Origin of the sequence: Halioglobus sp. HI00S01 (assembly GCF_001635445.1) — a bacterium.
Classification (GTDB): Bacteria; Pseudomonadota; Gammaproteobacteria; order Pseudomonadales; family Halieaceae; genus Halioglobus; species Halioglobus japonicus.
Genome location: NZ_LWEE01000030.1, coordinates 205,135 through 231,753, shown reverse-complemented (window position 1 = coordinate 231,753; position 26,619 = coordinate 205,135). Strand labels below are relative to the sequence as shown.

23 protein-coding genes and 1 pseudogene are annotated in these 26,619 nt (G+C 58.5%); 5 read left to right on the top strand and 19 right to left on the bottom strand.

The annotated features are described in order from the left end of the window. The 19 genes and pseudogenes from A3709_RS07775 to A3709_RS07695 form a co-directional block, all read right to left on the bottom strand. A pseudogene (locus A3709_RS07775) lies at window positions 1-508 on the bottom strand (choline kinase); the annotation flags it as partial. A gap of 19 nt (window positions 509-527) precedes the next feature. Then, on the bottom strand, window positions 528-1,250 hold the full coding sequence (locus tag A3709_RS07770) for a sulfite exporter TauE/SafE family protein (protein WP_066052571.1): 723 nt from the start codon (window positions 1,248-1,250) through the stop codon (window positions 528-530). Further along, window positions 1,237-1,407: a cbb3-type cytochrome oxidase assembly protein CcoS gene (gene ccoS, locus A3709_RS07765; RefSeq protein ID WP_066052568.1), complete on the bottom strand. Its 171-nt coding sequence runs from the start codon at window positions 1,405-1,407 to the stop codon at window positions 1,237-1,239. The genes A3709_RS07770 and ccoS overlap by 14 nt, the downstream gene beginning before the upstream one ends. A gap of 3 nt (window positions 1,408-1,410) precedes the next feature. Then, a complete protein-coding gene (locus A3709_RS07760; protein WP_066052566.1) occupies window positions 1,411-3,852 on the bottom strand; it encodes a heavy metal translocating P-type ATPase in 2,442 nt (813 codons plus the stop codon). Next, a complete protein-coding gene (locus tag A3709_RS07755; protein WP_066052563.1) occupies window positions 3,845-4,342 on the bottom strand; it encodes a FixH family protein in 498 nt (165 codons plus the stop codon). The genes A3709_RS07760 and A3709_RS07755 overlap by 8 nt, the downstream gene beginning before the upstream one ends. 27 nt (window positions 4,343-4,369) lie before the next feature. After that, window positions 4,370-5,782 carry a cytochrome c oxidase accessory protein CcoG gene (gene ccoG / locus A3709_RS07750; RefSeq protein ID WP_066052560.1) on the bottom strand — a complete coding sequence of 471 codons (1,413 nt, stop codon included), beginning with the start codon at window positions 5,780-5,782 and terminating at the stop codon, window positions 4,370-4,372. A 74-nt stretch (window positions 5,783-5,856) separates the two neighbouring features. Next, a complete protein-coding gene (ccoP, locus tag A3709_RS07745) occupies window positions 5,857-6,732 on the bottom strand; it encodes a cytochrome-c oxidase, cbb3-type subunit III (RefSeq protein ID WP_066052557.1) in 876 nt (291 codons plus the stop codon). Beyond that, entirely contained in the window at window positions 6,725-6,904 is a 180-nt protein-coding gene (locus A3709_RS07740; protein WP_066052551.1) for a CcoQ/FixQ family Cbb3-type cytochrome c oxidase assembly chaperone, read from the bottom strand. The genes ccoP and A3709_RS07740 overlap by 8 nt, the downstream gene beginning before the upstream one ends. Window positions 6,905-6,908: 4 nt before the next feature. Next, window positions 6,909-7,517, bottom strand: coding sequence for a cytochrome-c oxidase, cbb3-type subunit II (ccoO, locus tag A3709_RS07735; protein WP_066052548.1), 609 nt, complete (start codon window positions 7,515-7,517; stop codon window positions 6,909-6,911). A gap of 14 nt (window positions 7,518-7,531) precedes the next feature. Further along, window positions 7,532-8,971 carry a cytochrome-c oxidase, cbb3-type subunit I gene (gene ccoN / locus A3709_RS07730; protein ID WP_066052545.1) on the bottom strand — a complete coding sequence of 480 codons (1,440 nt, stop codon included), beginning with the start codon at window positions 8,969-8,971 and terminating at the stop codon, window positions 7,532-7,534. Window positions 8,972-9,024: 53 nt separating this feature from the next. Further along, window positions 9,025-9,624, bottom strand: a complete 600-nt coding sequence (locus tag A3709_RS07725) for a Yip1 family protein (protein ID WP_066052543.1) — start codon at window positions 9,622-9,624, stop codon at window positions 9,025-9,027. Window positions 9,625-9,769: 145 nt separating this feature from the next. Continuing rightward, on the bottom strand, window positions 9,770-10,522 hold the full coding sequence (fnr, locus tag A3709_RS07720; protein WP_066052539.1) for a fumarate/nitrate reduction transcriptional regulator Fnr: 753 nt from the start codon (window positions 10,520-10,522) through the stop codon (window positions 9,770-9,772). Window positions 10,523-10,600: 78 nt separating this feature from the next. After that, complete coding sequence (locus A3709_RS24490; RefSeq protein WP_231871127.1) at window positions 10,601-11,182, bottom strand: hypothetical protein; 582 nt, start codon at window positions 11,180-11,182, stop codon at window positions 10,601-10,603. Window positions 11,183-11,188: 6 nt separating this feature from the next. After that, complete coding sequence (locus tag A3709_RS24485) at window positions 11,189-11,548, bottom strand: hypothetical protein (protein WP_231871126.1); 360 nt, start codon at window positions 11,546-11,548, stop codon at window positions 11,189-11,191. Window positions 11,549-11,569: 21 nt separating this feature from the next. After that, window positions 11,570-11,806 carry a hypothetical protein gene (locus A3709_RS24480; protein WP_231871125.1) on the bottom strand — a complete coding sequence of 79 codons (237 nt, stop codon included), beginning with the start codon at window positions 11,804-11,806 and terminating at the stop codon, window positions 11,570-11,572. Between the two features lie 87 nt (window positions 11,807-11,893). Continuing rightward, complete coding sequence (locus tag A3709_RS07710) at window positions 11,894-13,054, bottom strand: helix-turn-helix transcriptional regulator (RefSeq protein ID WP_066052537.1); 1,161 nt, start codon at window positions 13,052-13,054, stop codon at window positions 11,894-11,896. Window positions 13,055-13,060: 6 nt separating this feature from the next. Continuing rightward, window positions 13,061-16,948 carry a DUF1631 family protein gene (locus tag A3709_RS07705; protein ID WP_082849979.1) on the bottom strand — a complete coding sequence of 1,296 codons (3,888 nt, stop codon included), beginning with the start codon at window positions 16,946-16,948 and terminating at the stop codon, window positions 13,061-13,063. Between the two features lie 98 nt (window positions 16,949-17,046). Beyond that, window positions 17,047-19,275, bottom strand: a complete 2,229-nt coding sequence (locus tag A3709_RS07700; protein WP_066052530.1) for a lipopolysaccharide kinase InaA family protein — start codon at window positions 19,273-19,275, stop codon at window positions 17,047-17,049. A gap of 67 nt (window positions 19,276-19,342) precedes the next feature. Beyond that, window positions 19,343-20,122 carry an SDR family oxidoreductase gene (locus A3709_RS07695; protein WP_066052527.1) on the bottom strand — a complete coding sequence of 260 codons (780 nt, stop codon included), beginning with the start codon at window positions 20,120-20,122 and terminating at the stop codon, window positions 19,343-19,345. Between the two features lie 208 nt (window positions 20,123-20,330). On the opposite strand from A3709_RS07695, the gene npdG reads away from it, so the two are divergent. The 5 genes from npdG (at window position 20,331) to ung (ending at window position 26,618) form a co-directional block, all read left to right on the top strand. Further along, the gene (gene npdG, locus A3709_RS07690; protein WP_066052522.1) at window positions 20,331-21,014 is read left to right on the top strand and encodes an NADPH-dependent F420 reductase; all 684 of its coding nucleotides are present in this window, start codon (window positions 20,331-20,333) and stop codon (window positions 21,012-21,014) included. A 16-nt stretch (window positions 21,015-21,030) separates the two neighbouring features. After that, the gene (cofE, locus tag A3709_RS07685; protein ID WP_066052518.1) at window positions 21,031-21,798 is read left to right on the top strand and encodes a coenzyme F420-0:L-glutamate ligase; all 768 of its coding nucleotides are present in this window, start codon (window positions 21,031-21,033) and stop codon (window positions 21,796-21,798) included. Continuing rightward, window positions 21,798-22,760 carry a 2-phospho-L-lactate transferase gene (gene cofD / locus A3709_RS07680; protein ID WP_066052515.1) on the top strand — a complete coding sequence of 321 codons (963 nt, stop codon included), beginning with the start codon at window positions 21,798-21,800 and terminating at the stop codon, window positions 22,758-22,760. Before cofE ends, cofD begins: the two co-directional genes overlap by 1 nt. Further along, window positions 22,757-25,924 (top strand): 5-amino-6-(D-ribitylamino)uracil--L-tyrosine 4-hydroxyphenyl transferase CofH, encoded by a 3,168-nt coding sequence (cofH, locus tag A3709_RS07675; RefSeq protein ID WP_231871124.1) that lies wholly within the window; start codon window positions 22,757-22,759, stop codon window positions 25,922-25,924. Before cofD ends, cofH begins: the two co-directional genes overlap by 4 nt. Further along, the gene (gene ung, locus A3709_RS07670; protein WP_369795128.1) at window positions 25,917-26,618 is read left to right on the top strand and encodes a uracil-DNA glycosylase; all 702 of its coding nucleotides are present in this window, start codon (window positions 25,917-25,919) and stop codon (window positions 26,616-26,618) included. Before cofH ends, ung begins: the two co-directional genes overlap by 8 nt. Window position 26,619: the final 1 nt, after the last annotated feature.

The following is a 26,619-nucleotide window of genomic DNA, read 5'->3' as shown; positions in this document are numbered from 1 at the left end:
CCGGGCGGGTATCGAGATGCCAGTATGTGCCGCACTCCCAGAGCCCAATGGCGTCCGAGCCCAGGAAGGTTGCGTGAAAGGCCGCCAGCCAGTCCAGGCATGCGTGTATATCTGCGAGGTCAACCGCCTGTTTTCTATCATCAAAGCCCGCGGCATCGAGGTCTGTCAGAAGCAGTAGAGTCTCGTTGTCACTGGCTTCTACTGCAAGGCAGGTGGGTACCGGGCTGTCGGCACCGCAGCGCGGTGCATAGTGACGGTACCAGTATGCTTCTACCTGGTAGGAACGGATCTTTCGCTGGTGAGAGCGATCGCTGTCCCAGCCACGCGGGTGGTTGGATATTTCCGGCAATTGAATATGTTTGAGAATGACGGACGGGTAGATACTGCCTTGCAGCGATACCCTGAGTATTTCTCCGTAACCGCTCCACAGCGACTGTACCGCATGAACATCGCTGATGGCCGTTGCCGAGGTCGCGTCGAGTATGGTGTCGATGATCTCCTGTTGCATACAGAGAGTGCCGTGTCGCTCAGTGATGATGCAGGTGCGAATGGTCCATTTCGGCGGGCTGGCCGGGTGCTATCTGCTGCAGGTGCTCCCCATGGGCATACACCATATAGAGTGTCAGCATGCCGGAGCCGATGAGCACAATGGCAATGAACAGCTTGAGTCCACGCCTGCGTAAAAAGTGCTGCAGGCGATCGGCGCCCAGTGAAACCGCGAGCATGGCAGGCAGGGTGCCGATGCCAAAGACGAACATAAGTCCTGCGGAGGTGGCAGCACTTTGTGCAGTGGCGGACCAGGCCAGCGCAGAATAAATCAGTCCGCAAGGCATGAGGCCCCAACACAATCCCAGTGCCAGTCCCTGATGCGGGCGCTGTATGGGCAGAAATCGCGAAGAAAACCGCTGCACTGGCTGCCAGAGTTTACTGCCAGCTTGTTCCAGGACACGAATACCTTGCCACCAATTGACCACGGACAAGCCCATGGCAATCAGCAGAAGGCCCGCCAGATAGCGCAACGCAATCGTCCACGCAACCAGGTCGATGCTGCCTGCAATCAGGCCGAGCAGGCCGCCGAGCAGGGCGTAGCTGGAAATGCGTCCAACGTGGTAGGAAACTGTCACAGATTGTCTGCGTTGTCCGCCGAGGTTCAAGGCGGCGGCGACACCGCCACACATGCCCAGGCAATGGCCGCTGCCGGCCAGGCCCAGCGCAAGCGCGGAGAGATAGCTTAGATCAGCGGGCGTCATCGTCTTCTTTGGGCGCGGTCTTGTCCTCGTTGAGAATGCTCCACGCCTCTTTGTCGAGATCGTCGTACTGGCCGCTATCAATCGCCCACAACAGCAACTTGATGGCAATGGCAACAAACACGATAGCAATGGGAATCAACAGGTAGAGACTATCCACGATTCAGTCCTGCAGCGAGGCTTCCTTACTCAGACGCAGCGAGTTTGCCACGACAATGAGTGAACTTAATGACATGCCAATGGCCGCTGCCCAGGGAGGTATATATCCCATTGCTGCCAGCGGAATAGCGCTGATATTGTAACCTAGGGACCAACCAAAGTTTTGCAGAATAATTCGGCGACAGCGGCGTGCCTGGTGCCAGGTACGGGTGATTGCGTCGAGATCCCCGCCGGCGACCACAAAGTCAGCCTGGGTACGAGCGAGATCAGTGGCATCGGCTACTGCGAATGATGCATCAGCCATTCCCAGTACCGGGGCGTCATTGAGCCCGTCTCCCACCATGGTGACCACGTGGCCATCGGCTTGGAGGGCTTGAACCTGTGCCATTTTTTCCTGTGGCCGCAGGCCATAGGCGCAGCTGTCCAGCTGCAGCTGTTCGGCCAGTGCGGGTCCGGCGGCGGAACGGTCGCCAGTGAGCAGGCCAACAGTCAGGCCGGCGTGCTGTGCTTGGGCCACTACGCACCGCGCTTCACTGCGCAGTGGGTCATTGAGGCCAATCCAGGCCAGTGCTTCCTCGTCGCTGCACAGGGCGACCCAATACAATTCCTGTCGCGGTTGAGCCGTCAGCCCGGGCAAGAGTGCACGACAAAAGGGTTCGCTGCCCATGCGGTACTCATGCCCGTTGAGCATCCCGGCCATGCCGGCGCCGACGGTGTATTCCACGTCCGTCAATCCCGCCTTGCCGGGCAGGTCTGCAAAGGCGCTCCCCAGTGGGTGATTGGAGAAGTGTTGCAGTGCGCTGGCGATAGCCAGTACCTCAGTGCGGTCTGCTGAGCCCAGCAACTGCACCTCGGCAATAGACAGATTCCCCTCGGTGAGCGTGCCTGTTTTGTCGAACAATACGTGCGTGGTTCGAGACAGTGCCTCCAGGGCATTTTCTCCGCGCACAATGACACCCCTAGTTCGCAAGGCGCTGGCAGCGGCCGTCAACGCGGCCGGCGTGGCCAGGGCCAGTGCGCAGGGGCAACTGATGACCAGTACGGAGAGTGAAATCCACAGCGCCTGGGAAGGATCAATCTGGTACCAGATAAACGCCGTTGCGGAAGTGACCAATAGTACGCCCGCTACAAACCACGATGCAATTCTGTCGGCCATACGGGCCAGCGCGGGTTTTTCAGTCTGTGCCACCTCTACAGATTTCTGCAGGGCGGCGAGCCGACTTTCCAGGTAGTTGCACAGCACCTGCGCTTCCAGCCCGGCTTCCACATTGATCGTACCCGCGTAAACCGTATCGCCCACGGCAACGCTGCGCGGCAGGTGCTCGCCGTTAAATGTATCCTCCCGTACTGCGCTACTGCCCTTGGTTACGATGGCATCGATGGCAATGGTTTGCCCGGGGGGGAACAAGACTGTGTCACCCACCACAAGCTGGGCGCGTGGCACGGTCTGCCATTGCCCGTCGCGACGACAACTCACGGCATCGGGCAGCGTACTCTCGGCGTCGAACCAGGTCATGGTGTGGCGCTGCCGTACTCTGGCTTCGAGGAATCGACCCAGTAACAGGAAGAATGTGAACATGACCACGGAATCAAAATAGACCTGCCCGGTGCCGCTAATCGTCGCCCACGCGCTGGCCAGCAAGGCCAGACCAATCGCCAGAGCGACCGGTAAATCCATGACCAGTGCACCTTGTTTCAGGTGACGCCAGGCGGTGGAAAAAAAAGTCCCCGCCGAGTAGTACACAACAAAACTGGCGACCAGCAGGCTGACCCATCGCAGTAGGCCTTCATACTGCTGCTGAATTCCCTGAATCTCCCCGGCATGGAGTGCAATGGCATACATCCCCACCTGCATCATGCCAAAGCCGGCAACGCCCAGACGGCGCAGGTCGCGCTTGTAGTCTGCGCGCATTTGTTCGACCTGAGTGCTGACCTGGAAGGGGCGTGGCCGGTAGCCCAGTGACTCAAGGCGGCTGAAGATTTCGCTGAGTTTTATTTGCGCTGGATCAAACGCGACGTCCAGGCGACTCTGCTGCAGATTGACCAGGGCGCTGGAGATGCCCGGGATTGGCGCCAGTGTTTGTTCGATCAGCCAGGTACACGCAGCACAGGTTATACCACCCAGCAACACCCGCGCTTGCACGGTGCCATCGCTTTGCATGTCGGCGAATTGTGCGGCTGTTTGCGGATCGTCGTAAACCAAGTACTGGTCATTGAGCTTGAATTGCTGTTCGACCGGTCGTTCGCTGTAGGCCGTGCGCTGCTGGTAAAAGGTATCCAGTCCACTGGAGGTAATCATGGTCGCCACGGCGCGGCATCCAGGACAGCACATTGCGCGTGCTTCGCCGCCGATCTCTACGTGCAGGTCCACGCCGGGGGGGATATCTTCACCGCAGTGATAGCAGGGCGGGGCTTCCCGCGCGGCCTGGAGGCCGGCGTCAGCCACCCTGGCCGTTGCCTAAATCTGCGGCGGTGACTGACCCGTCGAGGCGCCAAGCCTGTTCACCTTCACTGGTGAGAGACCAATGCCAACGCGGAGCTACTTCGGCGGGCAGGCGGCCGCGATACTCGCCTGGTACGCTCTGTACCAACATCAGGCTGAAGTCCTGGTTGGATTCGAGGGGGTGTGACATATCGAGCTTGAGCAGCTGATCATTCACGGGCCCCGAGGTTTTGATCACAATGTCGCTGCCTTGTATGAAAATATTAGCGGCAATGTTCAGCGATCTGGCGCGCTCGATCTTTTCCAGCTTGCGATTGATGGCCAGGCCATCCTTGTAGTACTCGTCGGCCACCAGATCATCGGCGCCTTCATGCGCTACAAACACCATGTTAATCCCGGCTACCACAACGGCTGCGGGCAGGGCGATTAAGAACCAGGGCCAGAACTGTTTGTACCAGGGTTGACTGTCCTCGCGGGGCAGTTGTTTGCTCATCGCTTTACTACTCTGTTGTCAGGCCGCCTACAGTGGCTTTACGAATCGTGTTTCGTGAACAATCCTGAGATCTTCACGATCACTTGCCTGGGCTTCAAAATTAAAGGCAGTGCTAGGCTTGTCCAGGTCCTCGGGCATCATCCGCACTCGCAGGCTTATCGAGCGAATTTCTTCGCCATCGAGCGTGTGCATGCGATCGCCAATAATCTCAGCGTTCTCAAGGCCGTCGATGGAAAGGGTGAATTCATGCATTTCCGGGGACATGTTCGCCAACTGGAGTGTATAGATGTTGTCTATGGCACCGGTATCCGTAGTCACGAATAACTGGTTGCGATCGCGGATGATCGTTAACTCCAGCGGTACCCGGTAAAGCATGTTGTAGCCGAACGCGCCAAACATAACTGCCAGTACTACCACGTACCCAATGATACGCGGCCGCAGCCAATGTGTCTTACCTTCACCATTCAGCTCTCGTTCACTGGTGTAGCGGACCAGGCCCTTGTCGTAGTCCATTTTCTCCATCACAGAGTCGCAGGCGTCGATGCATAACGCACAGCCAATGCACTCGTATTGGAGGCCGTTGCGGATGTCGATACCCGTCGGGCAGACCTGTACACACAGTTCGCAGTCGATGCAGTCACCCAAGCCGAGTTCCTTGGGGTCGGCGGTTTTCTTGCGGCTGCCGCGAGCCTCACCCCGGACCTTGTCATAGGATACGATGAGTGTGTCCTGATCAAACATCACCGACTGGAATCGTGCGTAGGGGCACATATACATGCACACCTGTTCCCGCATCCAGCCGGCGTTGATATAAGTGGCGAAGGTGAAGAACTGGGTCCAGAAATATGCCCAGGCACCGGCCGTGCCCGCAAACAAGTCCACCAGCAGTTCGCGGATGCCGTAGAAATAGCCGACAAACGTTACACCCGTGGCAAAGCCGATAAATAACCAGCCGCTGTGCTTAAGACACTTCTTGCGAAATTTCTCCATCGACATGGGGGCCTTGTCCAGCTTCATCCGCTGATTGCGGCTGCCCTCGGTTTTCTGTTCCCACCACATGAACATGGTGGTCCATACGGTTTGTGGACAGGTATAGCCACACCAGATTCGCCCTGCGAAGGTGGTCACCGCGAACAACATGTAGGCGGCAATAATGAGCAGGAAGGCCAGCATCGGAAAATCCTGCGGCCAGAAGGTGAGACCGAGGATGTGGAATTTGCGCTCGGGTAAATCGAACAAAATGGCCTGGCGCCCATCCCAGGTGAGCCATGGCATCAGATAGTAGCCGAGCAACAACGGCCAGCCGGTGTAGAGCCTGACCTTCTGGAAAAAGCCTTCAACCTTGCGCGTGTAGATGCGCTCGCGCCGTTGATAAAGATCGACCTCGCCAACCTCGGCGGGGGCGACTTCTTTCAGATCAATCAGGTCCTTGTCAGACATGGCATGTGCTCACAGAAAAGGGGCGTGAGGTTGAGGGACCGGCGTCGGGCCCCTCGAGTGGACGTTGTTACAGTTTAGTTGCTCAGGCCGTAGACGTAGGCCGTCAGGATGTGAATCTTATCCTCACTGAGCAGGCCCTTCTGCGCAGGCATAACGCCGTTGCGTCCTGCGCGAAGACTGTGCGTGATCTGCTCCAGGGAGCCGCCGTAAAGCCAAATCCCGTTGGCCAGGTTGGGAGCGCCCAATGCCTGATTGCCCTTGCCATCTGCACCGTGACAGGCGACACAATAGGTCTGGTAATGCTTCGCGCCGGCTTCTTTCTGAGCGCTATCAATTTCGCGGCCACTGAGTGACATCACATAGGCTGAAACATCGGCCACACCCTGGTCGCCGAGAATGCCACCCCAGGCAGGCATGGCTGCCTTGCGCCCGTCAACCAGTGTGGCTTTGATGGCCTCGGGGGTGCCGCCCCAAATCCAGTCATCGTCCGTCAGATTGGGGAAGCCGTAGGCGCCCTTGGCATCGGCACCGTGGCAGATAGCGCAGTTATTACTGAACATACGCATGCCCATTTTGCGTACCGCAGGGTCATTGGCGATTTCCTCAATGGGCATGGCAAGGTAGCGATCTCGCATGTCGCGATAGCGCTTCTCTGCGGCGGCCACATCCTTATCGTGCTGTGATTCCTGGGACCAGCCGAGTAGGCCCTGGAAATTACCCATGCCCGGGTACATGATCAGATAGCCAATGCTGAACACAATGGTGATGACAAACATCATGAACCACCACGCCGGCATCGGGTTGTCGTACTCTTCGATACCGTCGAAGACGTGGCCGGTAGTTTTGGCTTCCGGGTTCTCGCGTGAACGGTTGGCGAACAGTATCCAGGTAATGAGCACTATCGTGAGTGAAGTGAGGATGATTACCCACAAACTCCAGAAACTAGTCATTCCTTACTTCCTCCTGCATGGTGTTCTGATGCTGCTCTTCATCTGCGAAGGGCAGTTGTGCGGCTTCATCAAAGGCCGATTTTCGTTTGCTGCTGTAGGCCCAGATACACACGCCGATGAACGAGATCATCAGGAATAGCGTACTCAGGCCGCGGAGATCGTTGATGTCCATGGTGTTAGCGCCTCGATTGCAGCAGCAGACCGAGCTGCTGCAGATAGGCGACCAGGGCGTCGATCTCTTTCTTACCTGAGACAGCCGCCGCTGCGTCAGCAATGTCATCATCGGTATAGGGCACACCCACCGTGCGCAGAGACGTCATCTTCTGGGCGGTGTGCTCGCCACTGAGCGTCTTTTCAAACAGCCAGGGGAATGCCGGCATGTTGGATTCAGGAACGACGTCGCGGGGGTTGTACAAGTGCGCGCGATGCCAGTCGTCAGAGTAACGACCACCTACGCGGGCAAGGTCAGGGCCGGTTCGCTTTGAGCCCCACAGGAAGGGATGATCGTAGACAAATTCGCCAGCCACTGAGTAGTGCCCGTAGCGTTCGGTCTCGGCGCGCAGGGGACGAATCATCTGCGAGTGACAGGTGTTGCACCCTTCGCGAATATAAATGTCGCGGCCTTCCAGTTCGAGTGCGGGAAGGGGTTTGAGGCCCGCAATGGGTTCGTTGGTTTCCTTAATGAACATCAGGGGCACCAATTCCACTAGCGTGCCAAAGCTGATGGCGATGATCATACCGACAATCATCAAGCCTATGTTGGTCTCAACTGCTTCGTGTTTCATATTCTCGTCACTCCTCAGGCGGCGCTGGCTGCAACAGGTGCAGGCTGGGCTTCGACGTCGCGGCGGGTTGTCATGTATACGTTGTAGGCCATGACCAGCATGCCACCGAAGAACACGGCGCCACCCAGTACACGGACCACATAACCGGGATAGCTGGCGGCGACAGACTCAACGAAGCTGTAGGTCAGGGTGCCGTCCTGGTTGTAGGCGCGCCACATCAGGCCCTGCATGATGCCGTTTACCCACATGGAAGCGATGTACATCACCGTGCCAATGGTCGCCATCCAGAAGTGGACGCTAATCAGGTCGGTGGAGTACATGCGGTCGCGGCCGAACACGATCGGAATCAGGTGGTACAGCGAGCCAATGGAAATCATGGCTACCCAGCCTAGTGCGCCAGAGTGCACGTGGCCAATGGTCCAGTCGGTGTAGTGAGACAGTGCGTTAACGGTCTTGATGGCCATCATCGGACCTTCAAATGTCGACATTCCGTAAAACGACAGACTGACGACCAGGAAGCGCAGAATTGGGTCGGTGCGCAGCTTATGCCAGGCGCCGGACAGGGTCATCATGCCGTTAATCATGCCGCCCCAGGAAGGAGCCAGCAGAATCAGTGACATGATCATGCCCAGGCTTTGTGCCCAATCGGGCAGGGCGGTGTAGTGCAGGTGGTGGGGGCCGGCCCAGATGTAAATCGAGATTAGCGCCCAGAAATGGACGATAGACAGGCGATAGGAATACACGGGGCGCTCCGCCTGCTTGGGCACAAAGTAGTACATCATGCCCAGGAAACCCGCGGTCAGGAAAAAGCCCACGGCGTTATGGCCATACCACCACTGGACCATCGCATCCACGGTGCCGGCATAGGCTGAATACGATTTAAAGGCCGATACAGGTACTGCTGCGGAGTTCATGATGTGCAAGATAGCAACTGTGACGATAAACGAGCCCAGGAACCAGTTCGCGACATAGATGTGGCGCGCCTTGCGCTTCATGATGGTGCCGAAGAACACCACGCCGTAGGCCACCCAGACCACGGCGATCAGGATGTCGATGGGCCATTCCAATTCGGCGTACTCCTTACTGGAAGTCAGGCCCAGTGGCAGGGTAATAGCGGCCGCGACGATCACGGCCTGCCAGCCCCAGAATGTAAATGCAGCGAGCTTGTCCGATACCAGGCGCACCTGGCAGGTGCGCTGGACAATAAAATATGAGGTGGCGAAGAGGGCGCAGCCCCCGAAGGCAAAGATTACCGCATTGGTGTGCAGCGGGCGCAGGCGCCCGAAATGCAGGTATTCGATACCCAGGTTCAGCTCGGGCCAGGCGAGCTGGGCGGCGATAATCACGCCAACCAGCATGCCCACTATCCCCCAGACTACCGTCATAATTGCAAACTGGCGCACCACCTTATAGTTGTAGGTGGGATGTTCCAGTGCGGAGTTAAGCTCGCTCATGGTTTCGTTCCAAAGTCAGATTTTGAGAAAGGCAAAAATCATTGTTGAGTGGGCTAGTCGGTAAAGGCAGGTGCCGCTCCGAAGTCCCATAAAATCACTGCGCCGACCATAATGCAGATCAGCAATACCAGTGCCACGCCCATAACCGCACTCGAAAACAGAAATCCGCGTTCCTCGGGGATGTCCATTAATATGGGGATGCCCAAATACATCAGGTAGACGGCCCAGCACACGGCGACAATGCCGATGAGTAGGTCCAGCCAAAGCACAGGGTAAAAACCCACTGCGCCAAAGATAAACATGGGGGTGGCTGCCAGGGAGCAAATGATGATGCCCTTGGCAATACTGGACTCCGCGCCGTAGGTGTCGCTCATCCAGTGAACGAAGTAGCCCAAAACGGCGAGGCATACTACCTGAGTTAAATAAAATAGGATACAAATTTGTAAGGCACTGTCTTTGGTCAGTCGGACGCTCTCTCCATCGCCGACTGTCCAGCCTATGTCGGTGGTCCCGTAGTACCAGGCCACAGCTGGAATAATCGACAGAATCCAGGGATACAGCAGCAAAGTCTTGAAGGAGCTGTCGGACAGCTCAGAAATGCTCTTCCACTGGGAACTAGGCTTAACAAGCAAGCCGAAGGTATGTTGAATCATTTGGTTATTATCTCCCCAAATCTACTCTGGTAGTTGCGTGCATTCTAGGATTTGTCAGGTAATTCACCATGATGTGAATCAAGATAGAAATGGTCGTCGACTGCGTCAAATACAGGTGTACACAACAGCGGCCGATAATCATGCGCTAGCTACTGAGGTTGGCAATGTTCCTCAGGCCCTGACTATCCAGAATTTCTATTTCCTTGTTGTCCACTTGCAGAATGTCCATTTTCTGCAATCGGCTGAATACCCGGGACACGGTTTCCACCGTGAGCCCAAGATAGTTGCCAATGTCTACCCGCGGCATGGGTAGACGGAACTGGGTTGCGCTGAGCTTGCGGCGCGCATTGCGACCGGAGATGCTCAGCAATAGTGCGGCCACACGTTCATCTGCCGAATTTTTGCTCAGCAGGGTGATCAGTTGTTGATCCTCGGTGATCTCGTGGCTCATCAGCTGGAAAAAGTGGCGCTGCAGGTTCGGTATCAGCGCACTGTGTTTTTCCAGTGAGGTAAAGGGAATTTCGCAGATGGCTGCGGTCTCCAGCCCCTTGGCGGAAGAGGCGTGGGAGTTGTTGGAGATACCATCCATGCCCAGAATTTCTCCGGGAAAGTAAAAACCAGTGACCTGCTCGCGGCCGTCATCAGCGGTCTTGTAGGCCTTGAGCGTGCCCGAGCGAACGGCATATACCGACTCGAAGTCGTCGCCTTCGCGGTACAGGTGCTGGTTTTTTTGCAGAGGTTTGCTGCGCTGGATGATGTCATCCAACTGGGCGATGTCGTCTGACTCCAGGGCCAGCGGCAGGCAGATGCTGTTAAGGCGGCAATTGCCACAGCTGACCTGAAGGTCGTGGGTGCAAGTCTGGTAGCTTTTGCTTCTCGACTCTGCAATGTTCGTCATGAGAAATCCCGTGCACTAGAACGGTGCTAATTATAATCTAAAATCCACAGTGGCAGTAACGTGATTTTTGGGCGTAAATCAGACGGTTGCGGAGAATCTGGGCGCGGGTTCGTCACCTTTTGGAGCCGTCAGATAGGCGTCGAAAGGCAGGCAGGTATTGCGTAGAAAGGGCCGCCCCTGCTGGTGAATTCGCACCTCGTCCCCAGAGATGCTCAGAAGTTCGTCGTCAACAAGCGGTTGGAGCGAGATCAGCTGCGTCGCAAACTTCTCGTTAAAGGCGATGCCAAAGCGTTCGTTGCACTCGCTCAGGTCCAGTCGCAGATTGGAAATCAGGCGCATGATCACGTGGCGGCGCAGCTGGTCTTCGGCGGTTGTCTTTACACCGCGATTGACCGGTAGCGCGCCGCTGTCGATGGCGCTGTAGTAGTCGCCCAGGTTGCGTTCATTCTGCAGGTAGTAGTCGCCCATCTGGCTAATGGCCGAAATGCCCAGGCCCAACAAGTCGTCTGCCATATGCAGTGAATAACCCTGGAAATTACGCTGCAGGCGTCCCTCTTGTTGAGCGATTGCCGGCTCATCGTCAGGAAGCACATAGTGATCCATGCCGATCAGGCGATAGCCGGCTTTCTGCAGCGTGTGGCTGATCAGCTCATGTAACAACAGGTTCTACTCCGGGGTGGATAGCGTTAAACGATCGATGGCCCGCTGGCTGGTGAAACGCTCGGGGAGGTGAGCGTAGTTGTAACAGGCAATGCGTTCGGGCCGCAGGGCGATGGTGTTGAGCTCCACTGTGCGCGGATCAATCTCGATGGAATATTCCCGATAGCCCTTGTCCAGCAGGTTGAAGTGGCTGGCCAGCATATGCATGAGCTCGGTGATCTGGGCGTGATCCAGGTACGTTGGAGTGCCCCCGCCCCAATGCATCTGGGTGATCGGCCGGGTGTCGCCAACCAGTGCTGATTGCAGGCGAATTTCCTGCTGCAGATGTTCCAGGTAGGTCTGGGCAACGCCTTGCTCACGGGTCACGATTTTATTGCAGGCGCAGTATTAGCAGATGTCCCGGCAGAAGGGCAGGTGCAGATAAATCGACAGCGGGTCGCGGCGGCGGTCGCCGTCGATTGCCTGCCAATCCAGATATTGTTGAAACGGAAAGTCCTGGCGAAACTGGTGAGCGGTGGGATAAGACGTATAGCGCGGCCCCTGACAGGCGTACTTGCGCGCGATGGTCATTTCCTCACGAAATTCCGAGGTGATAGTGGTGGTTGTGATAAGGTCGTTGTTCATCGTGGAAGGCCGGCGGTCATACAGGCGCAAAGTATCAAATTCCTGCACAGCGCTTGTTGATCTGGGTCGACGAGAGGCGGGGATAACCTAGCCCAGTGAGGCAACGCTCTTGATAATCAATCGCACCAGTTCGGCCTGTCGGGAAATACCGGTTTTCGCGAAGATCGACTTTAACTGGGCCCTGGCGGTGTGCTGGGAAATATTCTGTACTTCAGAGACCTCTGCCAGGCTCAGGCCGCGCGCCAGCAAAATGGCCAGATTGGCTTCTGCGGGAGTGAGCTCAAACAGCTCTCCGAGGGTTTGTTTGGAGGCCGATTCGTGCTGATCGGGGTCCGAGATAAAGACCGCTGCGCAGGGGCTTGATTGGCCCTGACTCCATTCGGAGTGCGGCACCGGGCGTACTACCAGACCGAGATCGGAGCGGCTGCCAGAGCGCGGAACTCGCAGCGCGTGAGCCACTGAGGGTTGCCCCTGGGCCTGTGCGGCAATGATTGTTGCCAGCGCCTGCTGCAGCTGACGGTTGGCGTCACGCCCGGCCAATTGCAGGCTGTCGCCGTTGCGGGTGAGACCATCACCTTCTTCGAGTAGCACCTGGGCGATCGGATTGGCGTTGCGAATTCTGGCTTGCTCGTCGAGGATGATGGTGGCCACCGCCAGTTGCGAAACGGCGCCGGCATAGACATCGCGTTCCGAGGTGGTGCGGTTGAGAGTTGCGTATATTTCTATGGCTCGTCTGAGATGGGGGGTCAACCGTCGCAGCAACTCGCGGTCGCGTTCGGTGAAACGAGGTTCCTGCTTTCGGCGCGAGAGACGCAGCCGTGCCAGCATACCGCCGGGCTCTGCAGTGTCGACCCCGAGAATCCTGAACAATCCAATCGGGTGCAGGTATTGTCGATAGTAGTCCGACGCAGTCAGCGCTTCGTCGGGCAATATGTCTTCCAGCGCTGTCACTTTTTCCAGCGGCAGATTAACGAACGGGTCGAGGGAGAAAAACTCATCGCGATAGGCTGTCAGTTCCCAGTCATCGGGGCTGGCCAATGCGGGCGCATCGGCACCTTCAGGGCGGACGCTATTGAGGATCAGCCCGGGATCACCGACGGCGGGGGGGCGCAATACCAGTGACACTACCTGAACATCGAGCATCTCGCGCAGCGCTGGCAGTGCAGTTTGCCAGGGCTGTTCTTCCAGCGGGCCCTGGTATATCAGCCCTATCAGCTCGTCGTAGTCAGTGTCGAAAGAAGCGTGCACGGCGGATTATCGCGCTATGGTGGAAAGTTCGGCAGTAATCTCGAATAGGGGTTTCGGTTTGCCCACGCCCCAGCCCTGCAGGTAGTCGACCCCAATTTCCTTGAGCTTGGCAATAATCTCATCGTTTTCCACCGATTCGGCAATGGTTTCCTGGCCGAGGAAGTGCGCCAGATCGTTAATCGATCGGGCCATGGCGTAGTCGGCTCGGCTGTGGTGGATATTGGAGATAAATGTGCCGTCAATTTTGACATAGTCAACGGGCAGTTCGCGCAGATAGTTGTGGCTAGCAAGCCCGGTGCCGAAATCATCGATTGAGAACTTACAGCCAATGTTGCGAAACGCCTGGACGAAGTCGGCGGCCTTGACAAGGTTGGAGATAGTGCCAGTCTCAGTGATCTCGAAGCAGATGAGGCTGGTGCCCACACCGAACTCGGAGATCTGCTCCAGCAGGTACTCCATAAAATCGTCGTCGGTGACGCTGACGCCGGACAGGTTAATGGCCAGGTGCGGGACTTCTTTCTGATCGTCCATCAGCTGGCTGATCCAGCTGAATGCCTCGCGGATCACCCAGCGGTCGACCAGTGTCATAAAGCCGTACTGCTCGGCAGACTGGATGAACTCTTCCGGCGACGTGATGGAGCCGTCCTTGTTGCGTAAGGCCAGCAACAATTCATAGTGCCGACGCTGCGGCGTATCGCCATCGACAGCGCTTTGCACAATGGGCTGAGCTCGCAATACAAAGCGATCGGTCGCCAATGCCTGCTCGAGATCTTCCCGGGAGCGGTCTTTCTCGTTTTGGTAGGTAGTCGCCTGGGCCTGATCCTCGTGATACATCTCTACACGGTTGCGCCCTTGTTCCTTGGCGTGGTGCATCGCCACGCGGGCTGACTCGAGCAGCTCCGCGGCCGCCTGGCTGTGCTCGAGGATCGGTGCGACACCGATGGAAACGGTAAATGAGACTTTTTCGCCCTCGATATCGAGACTGGCTTGCTCGATATCACTGCGAATTTTCTCTCCTAACTGGGCCGCCTGTTCCGCTGAGCGATCTAATAACAGCAGCGCGAACTCGTCGCCCTCCAGACGCGCTGAAGAACACTTTTTGCCGTGCAGCTGCGCGAGGAGTTTGCTGAATTCCAGTAGTACCTGGTCGCCGCTCACCTGGTCATAGACCTGGTTGACCAGATCGAATTGATCGACGTTGATATACAGCAGCGCGTGTTGCGTTTGTTTCTGCCGGGCGTGGTTAAGCGCTCTTTCCAGCTGATTGACGAAGGTATCGCGGTTAACAAGCTGGGTCAGCGAGTCGTGATTACGGGCGAAGCTGAGGGTTTTCTGCGCCTGTTCCAGTGTCCGGTAAATGCTCTTGTCCACGACCGACATGTCGTCCGCGGGCGTAGGTGTTTGCGCTCCCTGGCTGAGTTTACGCGCCAGCTGTACCGCGTTTAGATCGGCGGTTTTGTGGCCGCGTTCATCGACAAAGATAAATCGATCTTTCTCATCACTAATCCAGGCCAGGCGCATACGGTGGCGCTGCCCCTGTGCGTCCCGGTAACTTAACCAGGAATCGGGCTGTAATTGTTCAACGCGACGTACCCAGCGTCGCAGGCGCGGTAGTTCCCGTACCTTAGAATGAAGTGCTTCGGTATCTTTATCTTCGCTTGTCGGCGTCGCATCGACCTCGGCCGATTCAACGCTTTGATTGTTGGTCAGGATGTCGCGGAGTTCTTCCAGCACGGACTCGTGAGCCACGTTGGTAGGCAGTGCTGAAGTAATTTGCTGACCTACCATATCCAGCAGCGTTTCCGCTTCCATGCCGCGCTGCATGCCCACGTCACGATCAGCGTCGCCGTCCTGCAGCTGGGCTAACCACGAGACTAGCAGGTCGAGGCTGTTGACCTGATCTGACCAGACCTGGCTGTCGGGGCCCTCTTTGACATGGGTGAGAACCAGCAGGTCTCGATAGCCACTTTCAACCAGGTCCAGCAATACGCGCGGCGCAGCCGGCGGGCGGATACGCTCGTTAATCACATCGCTGACGGCGCGCCTTGCCTGGTGCAGTTTCTCCTGACCTTCCTGGGTGCGAACGACTCGCTCAACATTGCGCGCAATGGCGCGCTGCTGCTGATCTACCAGACGGTCGATTTTGCTCAGGGCGCGGCTGAATACAGCGTCGTCCTGGTGATAGTCGTTAACAATTTCGTCAACGACATGGTTAATGCGTTCTTCGAGTACGCGGTTGGGAAAGTTCGCCGAAGTGGCCAATGAGGACAGTTTGTCGACCATGTCGCGAGCCACGTGGCCGCGATCGGCAAAAAATGTCTGGTCCAGCAGGGCAAGTTTTGCCAGTGGAATCTGCAGGTTACTCAGAGTGGGTTTAAGCTCATCGTTGACATTGAGTTCTGCGTGAATCGTTCCGAATAAATTGTCGACCAGATCGAGCTGGTTGAGACTGTCGGCGCTGAGACCGCCGGTGCCGTGTAAATCACCCAGCTGCTCGCGGTGATCGGCGAGAAATTCGCGCAGCGAGGTGGCTTCACGCAGGGCCGCCTGCACTGCGGTGTCGCGCTGGATGCTGCCCAGCGCACTGGCCACTGCCCGGGCATCTGCCAGCGGGTTGGTGTTTGCAGTACCGTCAACAGGCGCTCCCCAGTTATCCGGCGCTGCCTGCTGTACGCCCAGCCCGCGTCTTAGATTCAGGGCGTCGATGATGGACTGGTATATACTCAGCGCAGAGGGATCGATACTGCCGGGTGTTGTCTGCGGCGCAGCTGCTGTATGAGCCTGTTCGCCCTGACCGTCGCTGCTCGCGTGAGAGTCAACGGCCGCGGGTGGGCCCGAGCGCGGGTTGCGCGTGGTGGTCCCGGTGGTCGGTGGGCGCAATAGTGATCCTTTGGTGCGTATCCGTTCCTCCAGCCCGCCGCCGATGCCGTGCTCCTCGAGGAAACTGTTGAGGTGCTGATAGGGCTCATCGAGCTTGCGGATGACCTTGCGCGCAAAGTAGTCGTAGCTTGCCCCAGCTGCTTCCGGGGGAAGTTCCAGCGAGCTGATGCCTATCTGAAAGGCCTGGCTCAGCTGGCGTGGGTGGATGGGCAGACGCACCTGGAGAGGATCGGCGCTGATCAGTTTGGCCGTGCGGAGAATAAGCGCTTCCAGCGGCAGGGCGTGTTGCTCCTCACCCATAGCTACCATGCGATTAATCGCCAGGTCGTGCTCATAGTCGTTCAGGTCAACCAGGTCCAACTGATCGGCCGGCGTACCTCCCTGAGTAAAGTTACGGCCTCCTTCAGGGGGGCAGAACTCGTTGAAATAGCCGGCCACCGTATGCAAGGTGATCTGACTAAGGCGCTCCATCTCGTGGCGAATTTTGTTGGCACCGTCGTACAGTGGGTGGCCTTGGTCATTTCTATTGCCGGTCTGGGCTGACTTTTCCACCAGGTGCGGTACCAGATCGTGAAGAAAGTGTTTGAATAGCTCAGAGACCCGCAACATCGAGCGGGTGCGCAGTTCGCGCAGCAGGCGGGTATGCTCGGCGCTGGAGCCTTTCAGCTCGTGTTCTGCGTCGGACAGGCTCTTCTGCTCCTGGCGAGCGAGCAGGCACAGAATCGTGTCGCGATGGCCGGTTTCGAGTAGCCGCAGGGTAAGGTTTTTGCCATCGATGGCCGACACCTGAATCGTCACTTTTTCATCGGGCTCATCGGGGTTGTAGTAAAGGGTAGCCTCGATACCGGGTTTAACCCGGACTTTGTCTCCAGTAGTGGATCCTTGAATAAGTTGAACCTGAGCAAGGGTAAACTCGCTCCTGTCGAGCACTGCGAGTTGGCCGGCTAGTCGGGCGGACGTCTCCAATTCCAGCATGGCGTGTAGGGAGGGAGGTTGTTCTGGCGCTCCGGGCATTCTTATCCTGATGTTATTGCAGCTGCTGGCCGGGGCAGGGCCCCGTTTTCTCTGGCAGTATAACGTTATAACGGGTGGCGACAAACCGCGTGAGGGCGCTACTTGCCGCGTTTGCGCTTAAGCCACTTTTTGAACCTTTGTTTGTTGTCGTAGTAGTGGAACGGTATGCGCCACAGCGGGGACAGTGATTTGCCCAGATGCTGCTCGTATACGTCAATAAAAAGTTCGCGATCCGGCCACGTGAGTTTGTAGGCGATGCGAATCAGATCTAGCATGCGGTCCCGATTGCGGACTTTTGAGCCGGGCCCGGACCAGGTCCGCGCCCTGCCTATATCGATCGCCATGGCCTCTACCTGGCCGTCATCAGCCTGGATGAGCAACAGGTTTCCCGAGGACAAGTCGCGGTGGATGATCTGCTTGTCGTGCATGTGGCACACGAAGCCGGCGATGATGTCGAACCAGGTGGCCTTGTCGAGGCCCCGATATGTCGCAGCACCGTCATTGAATGCGCGATAGACGTCGCGGCTTGAAAACGCATTCGGGACGAACTGGCAAACGTACCAGGAGTCGCGAATGCCAGCCTGTTCCGGCGCCTCGAAGAAGGCCACCGGCAGTGGTGTGGCGACGCCGCGGCGCAACATCTGACAGGCATTGTCCCAGTGGCGACGGCCTTTACTGGGCCTGAACCGGTAAGTGAATCGTTTGAATCCGACAACCCGATTGAGTTTTACCGTCAGCGTGTTGTCAGCCTGGCGTGGGTCGGCGATGTTCCACAGCCGGTTGCGCTTATCGCGCATGACCTGCAGCTCGGGGTATTGGCCCAGTGCCGCAGGATGCAGCAGTGGTGCCGCTTCCAGGTCCTCTTGTTGCGCGTCCGCGCGCAGCATGGCCGCGCCATACCAGGCACTGTCCTGTAACGGCGTGGATTGCCACTGGCGACTGCTTAAGTGGGCGAGGCTGGTCATGGCAGGAGCAAATTGTGGGTTCGCCAGCCCGGGGTGGAGCGTGTCCATGGGCAAATCGATATACAGGGGGTGTTCGTTGATGACCACGGGCGCATCCATTGACTCTCCGCCGGCATTGCGGAAGCTGGCATGACGCAATTGGCCACTGCTGAGTACGTTCGACAGCGGCAAGGCTTGAGCATCGCGGCACCATGTGAGTAGAAATGATTTCCCCTCAGAGTCTATGAACTGTCCCAGGGTCAGCCCGGCCGGATCATGATGAAACTGTTGGCACTGGGCACCTGCCATACGATCGATCAAATACCCCAGTGCGGTAAATGCCGGTGTCGGCTGAAAATGTGCGGCGTTGCCCCGAATACGCTGGTAGTAGCTCACCTGGTCAATGACCGGGTAGTCATCGGCTGCGTCGTCGATCAACCCATCGCGGGAACAGATCAGCGGGCCCCAGTAGACTTTGTCGAGTGCTTCACTGGCGCTGGCAAGGGCCAGGTAGCGCACCAGGTAGTCGACCCGCTTTTGCTCGGGCTCAGCGTAGCGTCGCTGTAGCCGCTTAATCGTCCAGCAGGTGTAGGTGCAGTACAGCTGGCTGGCGCCTACCGAGGTGCCCATGGCTTTCAGCATGCGCGCTTTCTTGACTAGATTCAGCTTGAGCAGATCGCGGGCGAGACGCCCCAATACGCGGTGGTCGAACGCTTCCGGCTCAACCACCCGCTCCACGAATAAATTGTCCGTGTGGATGGCAGGCGCTACATCCAGGTGGTTCAGCATGCTGAGATAGGTGGCGTTGTACAGCGGTTCGAAATCGGACACGTTAGGCCCGCCAACCGGGACTGTCGCGTCGCGGGTGCGCTGTCTGGCGATGTAGGTCGCCATGACGATGCCGGGAGAGCTAAACCCTGACCACTTGCCGCGATTGGGTGTATTGCCAATTTCGATCGCATGCACTCGCTCACCCCAGCGGGAAAATACTGTCTCGACGAAATTGCCCCAGCGCTGCTGCGCCTGGACATCATCGAATATCAGGTTGGCTTCGGCTGCCGGGGGCAACAGATCGAGCATGACCTCAAAGCCGTCGCCCAGCAGTCGTTCGAGCAGTCGCTCGGCCGGCCCCTGAAGACTTTCATAGCTGAAGTGCATGCGCACGTGGCGAAGGCCCAGTTCACTGAGTCGAGCGCAGATATAATCGTCGCCCTCTGCGTTGTCGGCGGGTGCCACGTTCACCCCGAAAAAGTGCTCGGCGATGGTGTGCTGCGGGCTTGGCTGGTGTGATTCGCCGAGGTGACGCATGCTCTGGCCAATCGCACGAATAAATTCCAGCCCCGCCAGCGGGTAACCGTATAGCGGGTGAAGCAGCTTGTTCAATGGCGAGGTTCCCTGTGCCGGGTCAGTGGACAGGGGGCATTATAACAGGCTGTGATGGACCTTGGGGTCAGCCTTGCTCGACGTTTGCTGCGCTGAGGAACGCGGGCTTTTCGCCTCCACCGTGAACGGCGAAGCTGGTGCCGCTGACATAGGACGAGAGCGAGGAGCCCAGGAACAGGCAGGCATTGCCAATATCCTGCGGAACCGCCATGCGTCCCAGGGGGATTGTGGCGCCCACCGCGGCAATACCCTCATCATCACCGTAGTGCAGATGCGCCTGTTCGGTCTGGGTCAGGCCTACAATCAGCGCATTGACGCGCACTTTCGGCGCCCATTCAACCGCGAGTGACGTGCCCAGATTGACCAGGCCGGCCTTGGCTGCGCCATAGGCCGCGGTTCCCGGAGACGGGCGTATGGTGCTGACACTGGCGATATTAATGATGCTGCCCCCGCTTTCCTGGGTTTGCATAACCCGGTTGGCCACCTGGGCGAAATTAAGCGGGGCGATGAGGTTGAGGCGGATGATGGATTCAGAGAAACGCGGCGAGGCTGTCGCTGCGTCGGCATAGGGCGCACCGCCGGCATTGTTGACCAGCACATCCAGCGTGCCGAAGGTCTGCACCGCGAAGTCGACGCAGGCTTCTACCTGCTCGTAGTCGCGCACGTCACAGGGGGTGAAGCGGGCGGTATTGCCATTGGCACGGGGCAACTTGTCGGGTTCGCTGCGGCCGCAGATCACTACATTCGCACCCATCGCCAGAAAACGTTCACTAATGCCTTTGCCGACGCCCTTGCCGCCGCCAGTGACCAGTATGGTTTTGCCGGTGAAATCCAGGGGGTTGTCCATATAGTTTTACTCCAGTTGACAGCCGTTGCGCCGGGCTTGTGGTGGTTTGACTAAACACATACTATGCCGGTCCGGTGCCCATCCTAAAGCAAATGGCCACGGCAGAACATTTGATCTGCTTTAGCCGCCCGGCGGTACCAATGACAAGCAGCGCATGGTTGGAATTGCTGTACTGCGCTGCCTTCATCGATTATTGGGAAATAACATCATGACAACAGATTCACTACCGGTGCTGGCCATTCTGGGCGGCACAGGCGACCTAGGAACAGGCCTGGCACGACGCTGGGCGCAAGCTGGCTACCAGGTAATTATTGGTTCTCGCACCCAGGAAAAGGCGGATGCCGCCGTCACTGATCTCAAGGAAGTTATGGCTGAGCGCGGCGTTGCCGAGATCAGCGTTTCTGCCGAGGAAAACCTGGCCGCCGCTGAGGCTGCAGATATTGTTGCGATTACCGTGCCTTTCAGCCACCAGGCGTCGACCCTGGAACTGGTCAAACCGGCACTCCAGGGTAAAATTCTGATCGATGTCACCGTGCCGCTGGTGCCGCCGAAAGTGGCCCGCGTACAACTGCCCGAAGGCGGCAGTGCCGGTCAGATCGCCCAGGACCTGCTGGGTGAAGAGGTTATGGTCGTGTCGGCGTTCCAGAATGTTGCCGCCGCCCACCTTCAGGAAGGCAGTAACCTGGATTGCGATGTGCTCGTCTGTGGCAACAAGAAGGCTGCCAGGGAGCAGGTAATTACCTTGGTAGAAGCAGCGGGCATGCGCGGCTTCCATGCGGGTATGATTAATAACGCTGCTGCAGCAGAGGCACTCACTTCCGTACTGATCGTCATCAACAAGCAGTACAGCTGTCACGCCGGTATCCGTATTACCGGCCTCGGCGACGAGTGAATATACTGGCTGCACAATGAGCGGCTCCCTCCAGCTGACCGCCCTGGTGGATTTTCCCAGGGTGGAGCCCGGCGATGACCTCGCCAAGATGCTGACTGACAGCCTGGCCCACAACGGGCTTGAGCTACAGGCAGGCGATGTGTTGGTGTTGGCGCAGAAAATCGTCTCCAAGGCGGAGGATTGCTACGTCCGCCTGGCAGATGTGGAGCCCAGTGCCCAGGCGCATGAACTCGCAGCAAAAGCCGATAAAGACCCCCGCCAAGCCGAACTCATTCTCCGGGAGAGCAATGAAATTGTGCGGGTGCGTCCCGGCGTAGTTATCGTCGAACACCGCAACGGTTACGTGCACGCCAATGCCGGTATCGACAAGTCCAATATCGAAACTGCCCCGGATGACCCGCGGGTGTTGCTGTTGCCGCATGACGCCGATGCGTCTGCCGCCAGACTGCGTGCCGAACTCGGCCAGACCTGTGGCGCTGCGCCCCATATCATTATCAATGACAGTGCCGGCCGCGCCTGGCGCAACGGCACCGTGGGCATTGCCATTGGCACTGCCGGGTTTGACCCCCTGTTCAATCAGGTGGGTGAGCTGGATATGTTCGGCAACGTGCTCGAGGTGACTGAGGCGGCAGTTGCCGATGAACTTGCTGCGGCGGCATCCTTTATCATGGGGCAGGCCGCAGAGGCCTGTCCGGTCGTGCATGTGCGCGGTGCGCGGCTCCGTGCCGCCGAGACCAACTCTCGGGTCCTGTTGCGCGATAAGGCGATGGACATGTTCCGCTAATGGCTGAGCCTGTTTCGAAAACCCTTGCCCTTTCCGGCGGTGTTGGTGGGGCCAAGCTCTGCCTGGGCCTGGCGCGCGAGCTTGCAGGGCCTGATCTCGATATCCTGGTGAATACCGGCGACGATTTCGAGCATCTGGGCCTGCCCATCTGGCCGGATATCGATACCCTTCTGTATACCCTCTCGGGGCGCGCCAACCAGGCGCAGGGCTGGGGTATTGAAGGCGAAACCTGGAATTTCATGGAAGCGCTGGAGACCCTCGGAGGTGAGACCTGGTTTCGCCTGGGCGACCGTGATCTGGCGACGCATACCTGGCGTTCCCAGGCGCTGCGCGAGGGCCGTCATGCCAGCGACATTGTTGCATCGATGGCGAGCACCATGGGTATTGAGGCCGCGGTCTACCCCATGAGCGACGATCCAGTGCGCACTCAGGTGCACAGTGATGAAGGGGACTTGCACTTTCAGCATTATTTTGTGCGTCGCCAGTGCGAGCCTGAGGTCACGGGCTTCAGTTTCGAGGGGATTACCTCCGCGCGGCCCAATCAAACCGTAATGCGGACACTGCAGCAGGGTGGCTACCGGCGCGTGGTCATCTGCCCCTCTAATCCCTATGTCAGTGTCGATCCAATATTACAGGTGCCCGGTGTCTGGACTGCACTGCGCGATGCGGTGGCGCCGGTCATCGTGGTCAGTCCGATCGTGGCGGGGCTGGCGATCAAGGGGCCTGCTGCCAAAATGATGAGTGAGCTCGCCGTCCCTGTCACCGCTCTGGGTGTGGCTGAGCATTATCAACGGCGATACCCGGGCCTGGTTGACTATTTCGTGATCGACGAAAGTGACGCTACACTGGCCCCAGAAATAGAAGCACTGGGCATCCGGGTGGAGATAGCACCAACCATTATGAGAGATCTGCAGCACAAAATCACGCTCGCACGTCACTGTCTGGCTTTGGAGGCGATGTGAACAGGGCCCGCGCCATTGTGGCTCTCAAATCCCTGCAGCGTGCAAAAAGCCGGCTGGCACCCCTGTTAACGGCCGGGCAGCGGGCCGGGTTGGTGGAAGCCATGGCCGGTGACGTGCTGGCCATGCTGACCAGCCACAGGCAGGTGGGCGAGGTCTACGTGATTTCTGACGATCCCGCGGCGCATGAACTGGCGCAGCGATACGGCGCCACCGTTATTGCCGAATCTGATTTGCAGCTGAGTGGCCTGAACGGGTTGTTGACCTCGGCCAGCACCCAGTTGCGCGCCGATAACACGACTCCGCTGCTGGTGCTGCACGCAGATCTGCCGCTGTTGCGCGAAAGCGATCTCAGCGCTGTGCTGGCCGCACTGGCGGACGCCGACGTGGTTATAGGTGCGGACACGGCAGGGCAGGGCACCAACCTGCTCGCACTGGCAGAGCACGTGGAGCCTGAGTACCACTTCGGCGAAGGCAGCTTCCAGCGCCACCGGCGCTGGGCCACTCAGGCCGGTCTAAGGCAAGTTCCACTGGAACGCCCGGGTATTGGCCTGGATATCGATGAACCTGACGATTTGGCATTGCTGCTGGCTTGTGAGCATATCGGTGAGCAAAGCGCTCGCTGGTTGCGCGACTCCGGCGTTGCCGCCCACTTCAGCCCCGCCCCTGAACTGGACTGGCAGCAGCTGCACGACACAGTTACCTCTGGCGGCACACCCGATGCATCTCAGGCGCTGGCGCTGGCCGACTATGACGATTTACCAGCCATGGTTTCTTTGGCTGGAGCGGTGCGCGATCAGGGGTACGGCAATGTCATCACCTATTCGCGTAAAGTCTTTATTCCGCTGACCAAACTGTGCCGCGACGTCTGTCATTACTGCACCTTTGCCCAGACTCCCTCAAAACTGGAGCAGGTCTTTATGCCGGTTGAGGAAGTGCTGGAGTTGTGTCGCCAGGGAGCGGCGCAAGGATGCCAGGAAGCCCTGTTTACGTTGGGTGAGAAGCCCGAGCTGCGATACAAGGCTGCGCGTGAGGCGCTGGCTGAGATGGGCTTTTCGACCACGCTGGAGTATGTACGCGAGGTGGCAAGTCGCGTTCTGGCGGAAACGGGCCTGTTGCCCCACATCAACGCCGGCTGTATGACCGCCGAAGAAATCGCCTCACTGCGCGAGGTGAGTGCCTCGATGGGCATTATGCTCGAATCGGCGTCCGAGCGGCTGTGCGAGCAGGGCATGCCGCACTTTGGGTCGCCCGACAAGATTCCTGCGGTGCGGTTGGAAACCATGTCGCTGGCGGGCGAGGCCGGCGTGCCGTTTACGTCCGGTATTCTCATCGGTATCGGTGAAACTCGTCGCGAGCGGATTGAGTCGCTGTTGGCCCTGCGTCGCATTCATGAGCGCCACGGCCATCTGCAGGAAGTCATTATCCAGAACTTCCGGGCCAAAGAGGGCACCCTCATGTCGCAGGCGCCGGAGCCGGACCTGGCGGATCTGCTGTGGACGATTGCTGCGGCCCGTTTGGTGTTTGGCGCCGATATGAGCATTCAGGCGCCACCCAACCTCAGTCCAGGGGTGTTGCCTCAATTGGTAGCTGCCGGCATTAATGACTGGGGCGGTGTATCTCCTCTTACCCCGGATCACGTCAATCCTGAGGCGCCCTGGCCGCACTTGCAGGAGCTGGCCCGGGAGACTGCGGCGGCGGGTAAGTTCCTCGACCAGCGGCTGACGATTTATCCTGCGTATATTCGCGATGCCGAGCGCTGGCTTGCCCCGGGTATGCTGGGTCCGGTAATGCAGCAGTGTGATGCCACCGGCTATGCCCGCCGCGACAGCTGGGTGCCCGGTGAAGAGCGGCCGGTACCTGATGTGGACGCTGCGCTGCTGCGCGAAATGCCCTCCGGGATTGCCCCCAGTGACGATATTCGTGCCATTGTGGCGCGTGCCGTTGCGGGAGAGGCCCTTGGGGCGGCACAGGTGACGCGGCTGTTTGAGGCCCGCGGCGCCGATTTTTCCCATGTGGTGCAGGCGGCAGACGCACTGCGTGCAGCCCAGGTCGGTGAGGAGGTGACCTATACGGTTAACCGCAATATCAATTACACCAACGTCTGCTACTTCAAGTGCCAGTTTTGCGCCTTTTCCAAGGGTAAGCAAAGCGAGAACCTGCGCGGCCGGCCCTACGATATCAGCGGCGAAGAGATTGCCCGCCGCTGCATAGAGGCCTGGGATCGTGGCGCCGGTGAAGTCTGTATGCAGGGCGGAATCCATCCGGATTACACCGGCCAGACCTATCTGGATATTATCGCGACGGTGCGCAGTGCCACGCCGGATATGCACATCCATGCGTTCTCACCGCTGGAGGTGTGGCAGGGGGCGGCGACTCTGAACCTGCCGGTGGCCGATTACCTGCGCCAGTTGAAAGCGGCGGGGCTAGACACGCTCCCCGGAACCGCAGCGGAAATTCTTCACGATGATGNGCGCGCGACGCTCTGTCCCGACAAGCTCAACAGCGGACAGTGGCTGGAGGTGATGGAGGCTGCCCATGAAGTGGGGCTGCGCAGCACCGCCACGATCATGTACGGCCACATTGAGTCGCCCCAACACTGGGCCCATCACCTGCTGGCGGTGCGGGATTTGCAGCAGCGCACGGGCGGGTTCACCGAATTTGTGCCTCTGCCATTTGTGCACATGGAAGCCCCCATGTATCTCAAGGGGCGCGCCCGCAAAGGCCCGACCTTCCGCGAGGCAGTGCTCATGCACGCGGTCGCGAGGCTGGTGTTTGCAGGCCTGATTGACAATATCCAGACCTCCTGGGTAAAGATGGGAGAGGCCGGCGTTGGGGCCTGTCTCGGCGCGGGTGCGAATGATCTGGGCGGCACACTGATGAACGAGAGCATTACTCGCGCAGCCGGCTCCGGCCACGGTCAGGAATGGGCGCCGCAGCACATGGAAAACCAGATTGAGCGCGCCGGTCGCGTGCCGCGCATGCGCACGACGCTTTATCGCAAGCCGCGTGTGGAGCAGCGCATGAAGGCATTTAACGCGCCGGCGCTGGGGCCGGCGGTCAACGAGGGTGCGGGTAAGCGCGAACGCAGCAAGTTGATCCCCACCATCAACATTCAGGCCGACGCCGGCACTGATCAGGTGTACTTGATGGCGGCCTGTGATTGAGGTGACGGGCCGTGAGGTGCAGTTGGAGCCGAGCTGGCTGGCTCACCTGGGTAAAGAATTCGACCAGGCTTATATGCAGGAACTGCGCGATTTCCTGCGCGCCGAAAAGGCTGCCGGTAAGCGCATTTTTCCCCGCGGCAGCGAGTTCTTCAACGCCTTCAGCCACACGCCACTAGCCGATGTGAAAGTCGTTATTCTCGGTCAGGACCCCTACCACGGCGAGGGCCAGGCCCACGGGCTGTGCTTCTCGGTGCAGCCGGGTGTGAAAGTGCCGCCCTCGTTGAAGAATATCTATAAGGAGATCAATGCCGAGCTCGGTCTCCCGATTCCGATCCACGGTCACCTTACTGCCTGGGCGAGCCAGGGGGTGCTGCTGCTGAACAGTGTACTGTCGGTAGAGTGCGCCCAGGCCGCTTCACATCAGGGCAAGGGATGGGAGAGGTTTACCGATAAGGTGATCGAGGTGATTAACCGCGAGCGCGAAGGGGTGGTGTTTCTGCTTTGGGGCAGCTATGCCCAGCGCAAGGGTGCAATCATTGATACGGAGCGCCACTGCGTGCTCAAGGCGCCGCATCCTTCGCCGCTAAGTGCTCATCGCGGTTTCTTCGGGTGCGGCCATTTTGCCGCCGCCAATCATTATCTGCAGGGCAGGGGGCAGGCGCCGGTGGACTGGTCGCTGCCCGCCGAGGCGTGAA